The sequence below is a fragment of the Symbiobacterium turbinis genome, assembly GCF_055383075.1.
Genome location: NZ_AP042433.1, coordinates 2,210,593 through 2,223,911 on the forward strand (window position 1 = coordinate 2,210,593; position 13,319 = coordinate 2,223,911).

11 protein-coding genes are annotated in these 13,319 nt (G+C 62.5%); 3 read left to right on the forward strand and 8 right to left on the reverse strand.

All coding sequences use genetic code 11. The features are described 5' to 3' along the window. Nucleotides 1-129: 129 nt before the first annotated feature. Nucleotides 130-1,377, forward strand: coding sequence for an MFS transporter (locus ACZ45O_RS10540; protein WP_464852848.1), 1,248 nt, complete (start codon nucleotides 130-132; stop codon nucleotides 1,375-1,377). A gap of 6 nt (nucleotides 1,378-1,383) precedes the next feature. Further along, nucleotides 1,384-1,953 (forward strand): TIGR00725 family protein, encoded by a 570-nt coding sequence (locus ACZ45O_RS10545; RefSeq protein ID WP_464852850.1) that lies wholly within the window; start codon nucleotides 1,384-1,386, stop codon nucleotides 1,951-1,953. A 395-nt stretch (nucleotides 1,954-2,348) separates the two neighbouring features. Here ACZ45O_RS10545 and ACZ45O_RS10550 read toward each other — a convergent pair whose 3' ends face one another. The 3 genes from ACZ45O_RS10550 to ACZ45O_RS10560 form a co-directional block, all read right to left on the reverse strand. Further along, entirely contained in the window at nucleotides 2,349-3,434 is a 1,086-nt protein-coding gene (locus tag ACZ45O_RS10550; protein ID WP_464852852.1) for a Gfo/Idh/MocA family protein, read from the reverse strand. Between the two features lie 230 nt (nucleotides 3,435-3,664). After that, the gene (locus ACZ45O_RS10555) at nucleotides 3,665-4,108 is read right to left on the reverse strand and encodes a hypothetical protein (RefSeq protein ID WP_464852854.1); all 444 of its coding nucleotides are present in this window, start codon (nucleotides 4,106-4,108) and stop codon (nucleotides 3,665-3,667) included. Between the two features lie 154 nt (nucleotides 4,109-4,262). Then, complete coding sequence (locus tag ACZ45O_RS10560) at nucleotides 4,263-5,552, reverse strand: GumC family protein (RefSeq protein WP_464852856.1); 1,290 nt, start codon at nucleotides 5,550-5,552, stop codon at nucleotides 4,263-4,265. Nucleotides 5,553-5,755: 203 nt separating this feature from the next. On the opposite strand from ACZ45O_RS10560, the gene ACZ45O_RS10565 reads away from it, so the two are divergent. After that, entirely contained in the window at nucleotides 5,756-7,954 is a 2,199-nt protein-coding gene (locus ACZ45O_RS10565; protein ID WP_464852857.1) for an O-antigen ligase family protein, read from the forward strand. 326 nt (nucleotides 7,955-8,280) lie between these two features. On the opposite strand, the gene ACZ45O_RS10570 is transcribed toward ACZ45O_RS10565, so the two are convergent. The 5 genes from ACZ45O_RS10570 to ACZ45O_RS10590 all read right to left on the reverse strand — a co-directional run bounded on the left by ACZ45O_RS10570 (nucleotide 8,281) and on the right by ACZ45O_RS10590 (nucleotide 13,318). Continuing rightward, entirely contained in the window at nucleotides 8,281-8,958 is a 678-nt protein-coding gene (locus ACZ45O_RS10570; RefSeq protein ID WP_464852858.1) for an acetyltransferase, read from the reverse strand. Beyond that, on the reverse strand, nucleotides 8,955-9,590 hold the full coding sequence (locus ACZ45O_RS10575) for a sugar transferase (protein ID WP_464852859.1): 636 nt from the start codon (nucleotides 9,588-9,590) through the stop codon (nucleotides 8,955-8,957). The genes ACZ45O_RS10570 and ACZ45O_RS10575 overlap by 4 nt, the downstream gene beginning before the upstream one ends. A gap of 3 nt (nucleotides 9,591-9,593) precedes the next feature. Then, the gene (locus ACZ45O_RS10580; protein WP_464857714.1) at nucleotides 9,594-10,691 is read right to left on the reverse strand and encodes a DegT/DnrJ/EryC1/StrS family aminotransferase; all 1,098 of its coding nucleotides are present in this window, start codon (nucleotides 10,689-10,691) and stop codon (nucleotides 9,594-9,596) included. A 100-nt stretch (nucleotides 10,692-10,791) separates the two neighbouring features. Further along, on the reverse strand, nucleotides 10,792-12,012 hold the full coding sequence (locus tag ACZ45O_RS10585) for a glycosyltransferase family 4 protein (protein WP_464852860.1): 1,221 nt from the start codon (nucleotides 12,010-12,012) through the stop codon (nucleotides 10,792-10,794). After that, nucleotides 12,005-13,318: a nucleotide sugar dehydrogenase gene (locus tag ACZ45O_RS10590; protein ID WP_464852862.1), complete on the reverse strand. Its 1,314-nt coding sequence runs from the start codon at nucleotides 13,316-13,318 to the stop codon at nucleotides 12,005-12,007. Before ACZ45O_RS10590 ends, ACZ45O_RS10585 begins: the two co-directional genes overlap by 8 nt. Nucleotide 13,319: the final 1 nt, after the last annotated feature.

The following is a 13,319-nucleotide window of genomic DNA, read 5'->3' on the forward strand; positions in this document are numbered from 1 at the left end:
GCAAGTTATGCACGGGGCGGGGGGGACATGCCAGGCCCGTCCGGCAGGACACGCCGGGCCTGGCCGGCGGCAGGAGATCGCCTCCCCGTGACTAATTCAGTCACTATTCGGGGAGGCGAATTAGTTGCTATGGATCAAGCGCAGCGGAACCTTTACGTACTCTGGCTGGGCAACTTTCTCACGGCGTGCAGCTTCTCGCTCGTGATGCCGTTTCTGCCCCGATTCATCGCCGAGCTGGGTGTGACGAAGAACCTCTACACCTGGTCCGGCCTGATCTTCTCGATCACCTTTCTCTCCAGCTCCATCATGGCGCCCATCTGGGGCAACCTGGCCGACCGGTACGGGCGCAAGCCGATGCTGATCCGCGCGGGGGTCGCGATCAGCACCGTCTACCTGCTGATGAGCTTCGTGACCACCCACGTGCAGCTCTTCTGGCTGCGGCTCCTCAACGGCGCCTTCTCCGGGTTCATCCCGTCGGCCATCGCCCTGGTGGCCACCAACACGCCCGAGGACCGGGTGGGCCGCTACCTGGCCATCCTGCAGACGGGCATGGCCACCGGCACGATCCTGGGGCCACTGCTGGGCGGCACCCTGGCGGAGTTCGTGGGCATCCGCTGGACGATGCGGGTCGCCTCCGTGCTGGTCTCCGTCTCCGTCCTGCTGGTGATCTTCCTGGTCAGGGAGCGGATCATCGGCGCCGGCAAGGCCCGCACCAGCGTGATCTCGGACCTGAAGATCGCCGTCTCCAACCGGCGGCTCCTGGCGCTCATGGTCTCGGCCCTGCTCATCCAGGCGTCGCTGCAGTCGCTGCAGCCGATTCTCTCCAACTTCATCCCCACCCTGGCCCGCGAGGGCTGGATCGCCGCCGCCACGGGCCTGCTCTTCGGCGAGGGCGAGGCGGCCGACTTCATCGTGGGCTTCGTCTTCTCGCTGCCGGCCGTTGCGACGGTGCTCACGGCCCCCCGTCTGGCCCGGGTAGGCGAACGGGTCGGCTTCGCGAGGCTGCTCTCCGCGGGCCTGCTGGCCGCCGGCCTGCTGGTGCTGCCGCAGTCGCTGGTGCAGACCGTGGGCTGGCTGATCCTGCTGCGCTTCGTGTTCGGCATCGCCACCGCGGCGGTGCAGCCGTCGGTCCACGCCGCCCTGGCCGAGGTGGTGCACCCCTCGTTCCGGGGCCGGGCGTACGGCATCAACACCAGCGCGACCAACCTGGGGTCAGTGGTGGGACCGTCGCTAGGTGGCTGGGTGGCCGACGCCTTCGGCCCCCGGGCGGTCTTCGTGGTGACGGGGCTGGTGATGCTGGCCGCCTCGGCCTGGGTGCAGCGGATGCTGGTGGGCCGGGTGACGGACGAGCCCCTGGTGGGCGCGCCGGAGGAGTGATACGGCATGGTTCTGCGGCTCGGCGTGATCGGCCAGTCCGGGCCGATCGGCGAGGATCTTCGTGCGGCCGCCTTCGCGGTGGGGAAGGCCGTAGGCGCCAGGGGCGCGCTGCTCTTCACCGGCGGGCGGGACGGCGTGATGGCCGCCGCCTGCCACGGCGCGCAGTCCGCTGGCGGGGTGACGGTGGGCATCCTGCCCGGCGACGACCTGTCGCAGGCGAACCCGCACGTGACGGTGCCCGTCACCACCGGCCTGACGATGGTGGGACGCAGCGAGGTGCTGGTGCACGCGGTGGACGCCTGCATCATCGTGGGCGGCGGCGCGGGCACCCTGGCGGAAATCGCCGTCGCCTATCTCTACCGCAAGCCGCTGGTGGCCCTGCGCGGCACGGGCGGCTGGGGCGACGAGCTGGCGCCGGCCCTGGTGGACGGGCGCTTCCTGGACCACCGGCGGCTGGTGCCGATCCACTACGTGGATGACCCCGAGGCTGCCGTCGCGCTGGCCGTGCAGCTGGCGGAGCCGGCGCGGGGCCTGCCGAAGCGGCCCGTGCAGGGGCTGGGGGATGTGCCGGGGTAGGGGGTTCCCGAGGCTTGTGAGGGCTGGGCCCGGTGGCACCCGGTTGCACCCGGTTGCACCAGGCGATTGTGAAGGTCGACGGCCTGATAGTTTAGGTTAGGGCCGGGGGTACACTGTCACCCCCGGCACATGCGCGCTGTTCTTATTGAGTGTGGGTGACCGGGTTTCCCCTGCTCTCCCCGGCGCATGCACGTTGTTCTCGTTGCGTGTGGGCGGAAGGGCTCATCTATGCTCTCGCCCTGCAGGTATGCTCTGTTCTAGAAGCGTGTGGGCGGCGCTCAGGGAGCGGAAGCAGGCCTTGCGCCGGTTAACATTGCCAGGCCGCCCCACACTGAATGCGAACAGCGCAGAAGGGCGGGGCGGAACGCACGAGTGCGTCCCCCCCGCCTATCGCTTCACCCTACCTCTACCCACTCACCCGTCCGCACCGACTCCTGCACCGCGGCCAGCACCCGTTGCACCTGCAGTCCCGTGCCGAAGTTGGGCTCGGCCTCCGTCCGCCCGTCCCGGATGGCCATGAGGAACGCCGCCTGTGCGGCCACGCTCAGCGGCACCGGGTTCCGGCCGCCGGTGTTGATCGTCTCCCACCCGCCGAGGCCGGGCACCTTCTCCTGCTTCAGGTAGAGGTTCAGCTCGTTGTGGTTGGTGAACCCGTTGAACGCCACGGATCCGCGGGTGCCGTAGATCGTCAGGTCAGGCCCCCGGCGCACGCCGGTGGCGAGGCGGGTCGCCTCCAGGACTCCGACGCATCCTGCCTCCATCTCCATCGTCACCAGGGCCACGTCGTCCACCTTGACCGGCACCCGCTGGTCGCTGCCCTTCGCCACCGGGCGCTCCTTGATGAAGGTCCGGGTCAGCCCCACCAGCCGGCGGGGGCGGCCCAGCAGGAAGGTCAGCAGGTCGATGGCATGGGAGCCCAGGTCGTACAGCACACCGCCGCCGGTGCGGGTATGGTCCAGCCGCCAGGTGAGGGGACGGTCGGGATCCTCGTAGCCCGAGTGCAGGTAGGTCAGCCGGAAGCTGGTGATCTCGCCCAGGGTGCCGTCCCGGATCAGCCGCCGGGCCGCCTGGACGGCCGAGCCGTATCGCATCTGGAAGGCGATCTGCGCCACCCTGCCCGATGCCCGGGCCCGGGCGTGGAGGTCCTCGGCCTCGGCCACTGTGCGGGCCAGGGGCTTCTCGCAGTAGACGTGCTTGCCCGCCGCCAGGGCTGCGCTGGCGATGGGGTGGTGCAGGTCGTCCGGCGTGCACACGTGGATGATGTCAACCCCGGGTGAGGCCACAAGTTCGCGCCAGTCGGTAGTGGCCAGGGCGAAGCCGGCCTCGGCCTGCGCCTGCCGTGCGGTCTCGGAGCGGCTGGTCGCCACCCCTGCCAGTTCGATCGGTGCTCCGACATCCGTGTAGAACGGGATCTGGCGATAGGCCTCTGCATGCACGCGCCCGAATCCGTAGCCGACGATACCGATGCGGTAGGGTTTCACGGAGCATCCTCCCTTCTCGGCGCACCACCGCGATGACCCGTCGAATCATCCCCCTCGCGGTCCGGCGGGTGACCGGGGCGATCCGCAGTCGAAATGAGCAAACCGTCTTTCCAGGCAGAGTCTCCCTCTTGTATTCCGTACTTATCAGGGCATGTCCTGTGCCATACTTCGCCAGGGGGCGCAGGCCCCCCGGCCGTGTGGGTGGGACGTCAGGCCGTAGCTGGAGCGCATCAGGTCCGGACCCAAGCCCGGCGTCCACGTGGCCGCTGAAGCCTGGGCGCAACGACCCGTGCCTCTGCGGCAGCGGGAAGTAGTACAAGAAGTGCTGCGGCCGGCCGTAAGACCAAAACGCGGCCCAACATATGGCAGGAGCCCCGCCACTTACGGCGGGACTCCTTGTGGAGCGAGGCCCTCAGCGCCGCTGGGCTTCTTGCGCCGGGAAACTCATTCCGGCGGGGAGCCTCAAACCTCAGCTCCCCCAGTCCCTCCAGCAGCCGCTTCAGCGCCACGACCGCCTCCAGCCGGGTGGCGTCGGCCAGCGGCTCGTAGGCGGAATCGCTCCTGCCCTTCAGCATCCCCAGGTGGTAGGCCAGGGCCACGTCGGCCTCCGCCCAGGGGGCGATGTCCGTCCGGTCGGACAGGCGGGACAGCATCGCCTCAACTGTCTCGGGCACCAGGCCGGTGCGCAGCGCCTCGGCGGTCTCAGCAGGCCTCCTGCACGTGCGTGCTGTTCGGCAGCCGGTCTCTGTACCTGTACCTCATGGAACGCGAAAACCCCCATCCGGGGCGAATCTACCCGGATGGGGGCTATTCGAGGCTTAGTACGGATCAACCAGCCGCACCAGCACGGCCATCGGCGCCTGGGGCCCCGGTGCCGCTGCTGCGCCAGTAGTCCGCGAACAGCACGACTCCTACGCCCACCATGAGCCCCAGTACGGCGGCTACGGCTACATTCATTTTCGTCCGGGGCGCCACCGGCCGGGAGGGCACTGAGGCCGAATTCACCGTCGTGATCTTGGTTTCGAATATCCGGGCGGCCTCGCTCACGCTGACCTCCCGGTACTTCTCCGAGAGGGTGCGCATCGCGGCAGCAGCCTGGTCCACCTGGTACTGCAGCTCCCGCTGCACCGTCTGCTTCTCCAGAAGGGCAACGCGAATCGGGCCCAGCTCCTGCTCCACAGAAGCGATGGCCCCATCGAGAGCCTCCAGCTCGGCCTCCACCCGAGAGAGCTCCACCTGCTTCAGCGTCAGCAGCTTCGTGGCCTCCACCCAGGCCTCGTTGACCGCTTCGGATTCCACCCGAAGTCCTGCGGCTCCGGAGTCGCCGGACCTCTCCTCGGCCAACTCATGCAGGGCAGCGTCATCTGCGACCACACGGGTCGTGGTCAGCTTGGCGGGCAGGCTGTTCACAAGCTGTTCTGCCTGTGCCACCTCGGCCCGAATCGCGTCTCGCTCCACCTGCAGGTTTGTCTTTCGGGCCGCATACTCGCTGAGCAGGGTTAGCTTGGCCGACAGCTCCCGCTCCAGTTCATCGATGCCGCCAGGCTGCTGGAGGAAGTCCTTCAACTCCGCCGTCGCCTGCGCGAGCCGCTGCTGCTCGACGGCCATCTGCTCCTCCAGGAATTGCGTGACCCCCTGGGCCTGCTCCTCATTCAGGCGATCGACCTGCTCGACGAATACGTCGATCAGCGTGTTGGCGACCTCAGCCGCCATCACCGGATCGCTGTCTTTCACGGTAATCTGCAGGGAGGTCGTGTCCTTCGGCACCTGCGCAGTCACCTTGCCAGCCAGCCGCCCCGGCGTCATGTCCAGCTGCAGCCTTTCGACGACGGCAGACAGCACATCCGTACTGGTCGCCAGGACCCGCAGGGTCTCCATGCTCGTCTCCGGCCTGGCAGTGGCCTGTTCCACCACGGCGTTCCATCCGGTGCCGCCGGCCTCCCGGGCGCGCTGCGGCAGAGTGACCACCACCGTGGCTCTGGCTTCGTATGTGGGCTCGATCACAACGAAGCTCACCACGCCGGCCACCAGCATGGCGACGATGGTGATGCCCGCGATAACCCATTTCCCGCGCAGGAGCGCCTCGATTAACTGCCTAAGATCAATCGTGTCGTCCATGATGTGCCGCTATCCACCCTTCGTGATTGCCGGCCATTCTATCGGTACCAAAAGGTTTAGGGCTTATTGTCTGGTGGGGTATATTCTTCAAGGTGCGAATTAGTTCCTGCCCTTCGGGGGCTGCGCCTTCAGTTCCCGGCAGGGGAGAGCCCATCCAACCAAGAATCTCCTTATGAATGAACAGATGAGCGTTGGAGGACGTTATGCATAAGTCGTTTACCCTCTCCCGGCTAGGGCTCGCCGTAGTCATGTTAACAATCGTGATCGGACCGTTCTTCCAGGGTTACTTCTTCCCAAACCCCACCCTGGTGGCCATGGCCGCCGTGGCGGGCGGGTTCATCCTCTGGGCCGTCGGCCGGCGCCAACAGGGTCATGGTCTGAACCTTACCGGCGATTGGACCGGAAGGCTGCTCATCGGCCTCACGGTGTGGATCCTGCTGGCCACCGCCTGGGCGGTGTACGCGCGGGATAATCTGGCGCTACTGCTTCAGACTTTCACCGCTTTCCTGGCGTTTACCCTCGTGCGAGCGGAGAACTCGGAGGGTGTACGGCGCGCCTTCGTTGGGCTCCTGAGCCTGAGCGCCGTCGTCGTGGCCGTTCTCGGCCTGCTGGAGTATGCCGGCTTTTTCATGGAACACATGGCCCTCGGCGAACTGCTCCGGATTGAGCCGCAACAAGGCCGACTGTTTACCGTCTTCCAGTACCCCAACTCCGCAGCCATCTTCTTCCTCGCCGCCATTCTATTGCAGAACGCCAGGTTGATCATTTCGGAGTCGTGGGTGGAGAAGATCGCTCTCGCCACCGGTTCGGCGGTCATCGCTACAGCTCTAGTCCTGACTCTTTCCCGCGGCGCCGTCATCATCGCGCCGGTAGCTGTCGTGCTACTCTGGGTGGGACTTCCCATTCGTCAAGTCGTTCCTTCACTACTGCATTTCATCGCTGCTGTCGTGCTGCCCGCCGCCCTTTCTGTGTTCCCAATCACGCAGGCCGCGTCAGCAGATGACTGGCAGCGGGTGTTGTTATGGGCACTGGCCGCGGCTCTGGTGGGCGCCCTCGTCACCGGGCTTGTGCACACGCTGCACCGGCTTCCTGGACGCGCACAGACCGCCGTCGCGGCAGGGCTGTTGGTGATATTACTGGCAGCCGGCATCGCTGCTGCCCCACGAGCGGCAGATCAACTGCCCAGGGTTTTCGCTCGCATTACACAGATGAACCCACAAACGCTTACCGAGAGTGCCCGGTTTGAGTACCTGCGGGACGCCGGCCGCCTCGCCGCCCGGCGCCCCTGGGGTTACGGCGGCGGCGGGTGGCTACGTACCTATGCCCAGGTACAACAGCTAAACTACGTTGCACGCGACCCCCACAGCCACTACGCCCTCACCCTGGTGGAGGCGGGCGTACCGGGTGTGATTCTCCTGTTAGGCGCCATCGCCACTGCCTCCTGGTCCGCATTCCGAGTCCGTAGGGGAGACCCCCTTCGCTGGGCCATGTCCGCGGCGGCCTTGGCGGTGGCTGGGCATGCCTCCATGGATATCGACCTGTCGTACTACGCGCTTTGGCTGCTAGTCTGGCTGCTACTCGCGCTGGCACAACCAGTTGAGAAGCCGCTTCCACTCAAGAAGGAACCCCGTTTCATCTTCCCGGGGGCAATCTCGGCGGCCTTGGTGGCACTCCTTATGGCCAGCAGTTTCGCTGCAGCGGGGTTCTCCTACGATCGGGCCACGGTGGCCGTCCTCCTTGGCGACAACGAGACTGCCATCCAGCTGGGGGAACGGGCCATAACCCTTGACCCATGGAACAGTCAATTCCGGACCCTGATTCCCACAACGGCCAACATCAATAGAGCCTTGCAACTGGATCCGCAGAACGAGGAACTTTGGCGCTTTGTCGCCCAGCTCAGCCGGGAGAATGGCGACCACCCCGGAGCCATCGCTGCCCTGAAGAAAGCTCTCGATCTCCGCCCGATGTCCGTAACCCGCTATGAGGAACTGGCCAGCTTGCTGTCGGATCAGATGACCGCAGCGTTAGAGAATGGTGCCCAAGATGAGGCCGTGGAATATGCACAAGATCTGCTTGCCTTGGGAGAGGCTGTCATGGAGCTCGGCCCCCCCACTCTGGAACGGCAGAAACAGCTATTCCGATATTACCCGTCGCTCACCATGACCCCGCCACTCAATCTGGCGGTGGGCCAAGCAGAGCTAATCCTGGGAGACACAGAGGCCGCGGTGGCGAAGCTGTCCATTGCGTTGCAGAACCCTGCGTCGGCCAGCGAAGCCGCTCTCTGGCTGCACGCCCTGTACACCCGTACTGATAATACTGAAGCACTGGCTTCGTTGGAACCGCAGCCCGACCAAGATAGCCTGAAATCCGCTCTATATCGAACCCTGCTTAATATACAGTAACCTACGCCGGGCCGCTTTGGTCTGGCGCCACGGCCGCTGAAACAGAATGGGAGGGAGGTTCCTGGGAAATCAGGGAACCTCCCTCTGTTTCGGAAAGGAGTGAAGAACGGCCGTCTGCACGACACTGGATGCATGCCAGCCAAGGGAAACCTGACGTATCTTCAGGATGGTGTGCATAGAGGACGAGGCGGTTAGTACCATCCACGAGTTGCATTTCGACGAGAACAGACCAATCTGTTTAGCCATAGTAATATTTTTGAGAAATCGGCCTAGACCCGAATCAGATGGCTCGTCTATTACTGATGCCGGGCACCCTTAGGCACTGATTACAGGTCGACCAAATGCCAACCCGAACTGCGCTCGGCAACCACCCTGGCCGGCACCCCTACTGCCGTGGTGTTCGGTGGAACATCATTTATCGCAACTGCTCCAGCCCCCAGTATGCACCAGGAGCCAACGTTTCTGCCCGGGATCACTGCGGCGTTCACGCCCAGTTCCGCGCCGACACCGACGCGGACATTACCCGGGATCCGCACGCCCGGAGCTAAAGTAGCGTAGTCCTCGAGCACTGAGTCATGGCTCACTGAACAGCCCACGTTAACGATCACGTGGCGGCCGATCCGAACGTCCGTAGTGACCACTGTCCCAGCACAGATCATTGTTCCCGGACCAATCTCTACCCGATTCCCCACCCAGGCCGCAGGATGAATCAGTGTTGCGAACAACTCGTGGCCGAAAGCGGTCAGACGTTCGACAATCCTCATACGAGATGCAGGGTTACCCACCGCGATCACCAGGGCCGTCTGTGGATGCTTAGACAGCCAGCATTCGTCCCCGAGCACTGGAAATCCATGTACGCTCTCGCCATGCACATCTCTATTACTGTCCAGGAAACCAACGAAGTTCCAGCGCAGCTTATCTCGATTGATATCTTCTACTAATTGGTGAACCTCTCGGGCATGTCCGCCGGACCCAAAGATGGCCAGATCACGCAAGCTGTTCACCTCACGCTACCTTCACCACTAGACCCAGTGTGGCGTGTCCCCACAAAACGCGGCATGGTGGCATGCCCCTCGGCGCTGACGCCGCGTCGGGTGAACACAGCTAACACCGTCAGACATAGGATCTTCACATCTAGCCAGAGCGACCAGTTGTCAACGTACCATGTATCCAGCGCAAACTTCTCCTCCCACGTCAAGGCGTTTCTCCCGTTGACCTGAGCCCATCCTGTAATTCCGGGCGGCACCAAATGACGCCGAGCCTGTTCAGGTGTGTAAAGATCAAGATACTCCATGAGTAGCGGCCGCGGACCCACCAGGCTCATCTCGCCCCTCAGCACATTCCAGAGCTCCGGTAACTCGTCCAGGCTGGTACTTCGGAGAAAGCGCCCTAGCGGCGTCAGGCGCTCGTGGTCGGGTAGTGGGGTTCCACTACTGTCATAGGCTTCTCTCATGGTGCGAAACTTGTACATACGGAAGGGTTTGCCGTGAAGCCCGGGGCGCTCCTGAATGAACAACACCGGTCGACCAAGCGATAGGGCCACAGCCACTGCTATGATCACCATCAGGGGTGAGAGGAGGATCAGGCCGGGAATCGTCAGTGCCAGGTCCATCAGCCTTTTTGCGGCCAGCTTCATGGTTCATCTCCCCGCGCAACTTCGAATCACTTCGACGACTCGTTGCAAGTCTCCCTCGGTCAGGTTTGTCCCCGAGGGCAGACAGAGCCCCCGGTCGAAGAGATCCTCCGCTACCTCTCCACCGACACGCTCGTATTCACGAAACACGGGCTGTAGATGCATCGGCTTCCAGACTGGGCGAGACTCTATGTTCTCAGCCTCAAGAGCAAGCCTCACCGTCTCCCGGTCTGCCCCGAACTCCTCAGGATCGATAAGAATACAGGTCAGCCAGCGCGTGTGGCGACCCCACGGGGCTTCTGGCTGAAACTCTATGCCGGCGACGTCGCTGAGCGCCTGTCTATAGAACTCGAAGTTCCTGCGCCGGGCTTGGACCCGTTCCTCTAACACCTCAAGTTGAGCCCGACCTATACCGGCCACGACATTACTCATTCGGTAATTGTAACCGATCTCAGAGTGCTGATAGTGGGGTGCAGGATCGCGAGCCTGCGTTGCAAGCTTTCGAGCATGGGCAACTAGAGCGCCATCGTGAGACACGAGCATGCCGCCGCCGGACGTAGTAATGATCTTATTGCCGTTAAATGAGTAAATTCCGGCAAAGCCAAACGTACCCGGCACACGTCCCTTATAGGTCGCACCAAGAGCCTCTGCGGCGTCTTCTATCAGGGGCACGTCGAAGTACTCGCACGCGGCCAGTATGGGGTCCAAGTCAGCACTTTGCCCATACAAATGTACAACAACAACGGCCTTGGGTAACTGGCGCCACCGGGCTCGCCTCTCGAGCTCCTCAGCCAACAACAGGGGATCCATGTTCCACGAGATGCGTTCACTATCAACGAATACTGGTCTTGCTCCCTGGTACACGATGGGGTTGACCGATGCGGCAAAGGTAAGGGTCGACACCAGCACCTCATCGCCCGGGCCGACGCCGGCTTCGATCAAAGCGAGGTGGAGCGCGGCGGTGCCGGAGCTGACTGCAAGAGCATACTTCGCCCCCACAACATCGGCAAACTCCTGCTCGAAGGCATCCACATTGGGCCCCAGCGGCGCGATCCAATTGCTTTCAAATGCGTCCTGGACATACTTGATCTCCCGGCCTGACATGTGCGGAGCTGAAAGATAAACCCGTGTCCGGTTTGCCTTGACCTTCACTGGGTTCCCACCACCCTTAGGTAAAGAAAAATGGACGGGCACACTCGCTCCATCAGCGAAGGACCTCAACCAAACGGTCCACCAGTCGTTCGCGGCTGAAACGCTCCGCCAAGTACGCTCTTCCCTGCTCCCCGAACGACTGGCGCACATCCGCGGGCAAGGAAACCAGATCCCGCACAGCGCGCGCCAGTGCTTCAGGGTCCTCAGGAGGCACCGCAATTCCTGCCCCCGCCTCCTGGACCATCCGAGCCATATCCCCAGGAACAGCACATACGATCGGTCGCGCCGCAGCCATGTAGTCAAACAGCTTGTTCGGGCTGATACCGTAAGCGAAGGCCGCCGCGTTTTTCAAGGTGATGATGGCCGCATCAGCTGCTGACAGCAAGTCCGGAATGTCGCCCTTCGCCACAGGCGGCAGGAAACGGACGTTGCTGGTACCGACATCAATGGCTCGCCGCTCCAGTTCTTGTTTTGCAGGACCATCTCCCACCAAGACAAACTCAATCGGCAGATCCTTAACCAATCGCGCCGCCGCTATGATCGTCCCCAACGCATTCGCCGGACCATGCGCTCCGGCATACACTATGGTGAACTGCGTGAACCCAAATCGCTTCCTGCTCGCATTGCGATCCTCTCTCGGGGAAAAGTGCCCGAGATGCACCCCGTTGGGCACGAACACGATTCGAGATGCTTCAACACCTCGGTCCCGCAGGTAGCGCTCGGAGCCTTGTGCCAGTATGATGAACTTCTCCGCTTGTGCATATAGGTACTGTTCAATGCCCCTCATCAATCGCACAGCAGGATGGCTTTCCCGCAGGCCACCCATATCCACGAGGGCCTGCGGCCACAAGTCGCGCAGTTCGAGGTAAAATCGAGCCCCCGTGTTGCGGGCGATTCGCGTTGCCGCGAGGGCACCGAAAGGGTGGGGAGAAGATCCGATGATCACATCAGGCCGGGCATCCACGGCGAGCGTGCGGGCAACCCTCAGTAGGTTCAGTGAGAAGCTGAGCATGTTCCAAGCCCGTCGCCAATCGTTTCTCTGGTACTCGGCCGACGCAATCCACACAAACTGTACGCCGTCGCGTTCCTCAATAGAAAACAGTTGATCCGGCCGCAGCTTAGTTCGCTTGCGAAGCGACAGACTGAGATCGGATGCGAAGATCTTGACGCGATGGCCCCGCTTTGCCAGTTCAACACCAAAATCGTAGTGCCTGGTGCCTCCTGGAAGATCTGGGGTGATCGCGTATTGATTTACCCACCAAATCTCACTCACGGTCGACCACCCTCGCAGCAGCCTCAGGGCCGCCAAGCTGGCGCACGGTAAACCCAGCCGCCTGCCAACGCGCAGGATCCAGTTGACCTCGTGTATCAAGGAGCAGCGGACTTGACATTAAGTCTCTAATCCGGACGGGGTCGAGATCGTTGTACACCCGATGATCAGTCAGCAACAAGAGGGCACCTGCATCAGACACCACGTCTTCGAGCGGGTTGTTGAATTCCTCGATATAGGGATCGTGTATTGTCACGACAAACCCCTTCGCCCGAAGGAGGCGAGCAACTTCCAAGGCAGGGCTCTCCCGAATATCACCAACATCGGCCTTGTAGGAAGCCCCCAGAATTGCTAACTTGGTCGTGTTTGTCCCGGCAACAAGCTGCTCAACCAATCTGACGGTGTGAACCGGCATGTCTGAGTTAACCTTACGAGCCGTCTGAATCAAGGGGGTAAGGTTCGGAGCAGCTTGAATTAAGAAGTATGGGTCGACGCTGATACAGTGACCACCCACACCCGGTCCTGGGCGCAAAATGTTCACTCTGGGATGCAGGTTCGCCAGTTGGATAGCTTCCCATATGCTCACACCCAGGTGCTCGCTCACAAGAGCAAACTCGTTGGCCAACGCGATGTTAACATCTCGAAACGTATTCTCCATTAGCTTCACAAGTTCGGCTGTCGTAGCATCGGTGGCGACTACATCACCCTTGACGAAGGATCGGTAAAAATCACACGCGGCTTCTGTCGCTTCTGCTGTCAACCCACCAACAATCCTGTTGTTGTGAATCAGCTCATAGACGATGTTACCCGGCAATACACGCTCTGGTGCGTGGGCCATCAGGATCTTGGCAGTATCTACGCCCTGACGTTCGAGAATCTCAGCCAAGACAGTGCGGGTAGTACCGGGAGGCACGGTGGATTCCAGGATGACAAGATTCCCTGGACGGAGGTGGGGGGCGATCGACCTTGCCGCGGCTTCGACATAACTGAGGTCAGCGGTGGGAAGACCGGGCTCGGCACAGCCGGCACGGCTCTCCCGAAACGGGGTCGGCACTGCGATAACGTACACATCTGCTTGACTCGGTGTCGTGGCGACCTCCAGAGAACCGTTTGAAAGAACTTCTCGCACGATATCAACAAGCCCATCCTCGTTTACAATCGAAACGACGCCTCGTTGGAGCCGCTGGATCAGTTGAACATCGACATCAACACCAACAACGCTATGCCCAGCTCTTGCAATCAAGGCCGCCGTCGGCAGGCCGATGTACCCCAATCCTATGACACACACTCTCACAATGTAGGCCTCCACG

Excerpts from the sequence above, each read along its gene's own strand:
- ACZ45O_RS10565 (WP_464852857.1), top strand. The coding sequence starts at position 5,756 with ATGCATAAGTCGTTTACCCTCTCCCGGCTAGGGCTCGCCGTAGTCATG.
- ACZ45O_RS10545 (WP_464852850.1), top strand. The coding sequence starts at position 1,384 with ATGGTTCTGCGGCTCGGCGTGATCGGCCAGTCCGGGCCGATCGGCGAG.
- ACZ45O_RS10540 (WP_464852848.1), top strand. The coding sequence starts at position 130 with ATGGATCAAGCGCAGCGGAACCTTTACGTACTCTGGCTGGGCAACTTT.
- ACZ45O_RS10575 (WP_464852859.1), bottom strand. The coding sequence starts at position 9,590 with ATGAAGCTGGCCGCAAAAAGGCTGATGGACCTGGCACTGACGATTCCC.
- ACZ45O_RS10560 (WP_464852856.1), bottom strand. The coding sequence starts at position 5,552 with ATGGACGACACGATTGATCTTAGGCAGTTAATCGAGGCGCTCCTGCGC.
- ACZ45O_RS10580 (WP_464857714.1), bottom strand. The coding sequence starts at position 10,691 with ATGTCAGGCCGGGAGATCAAGTATGTCCAGGACGCATTTGAAAGCAAT.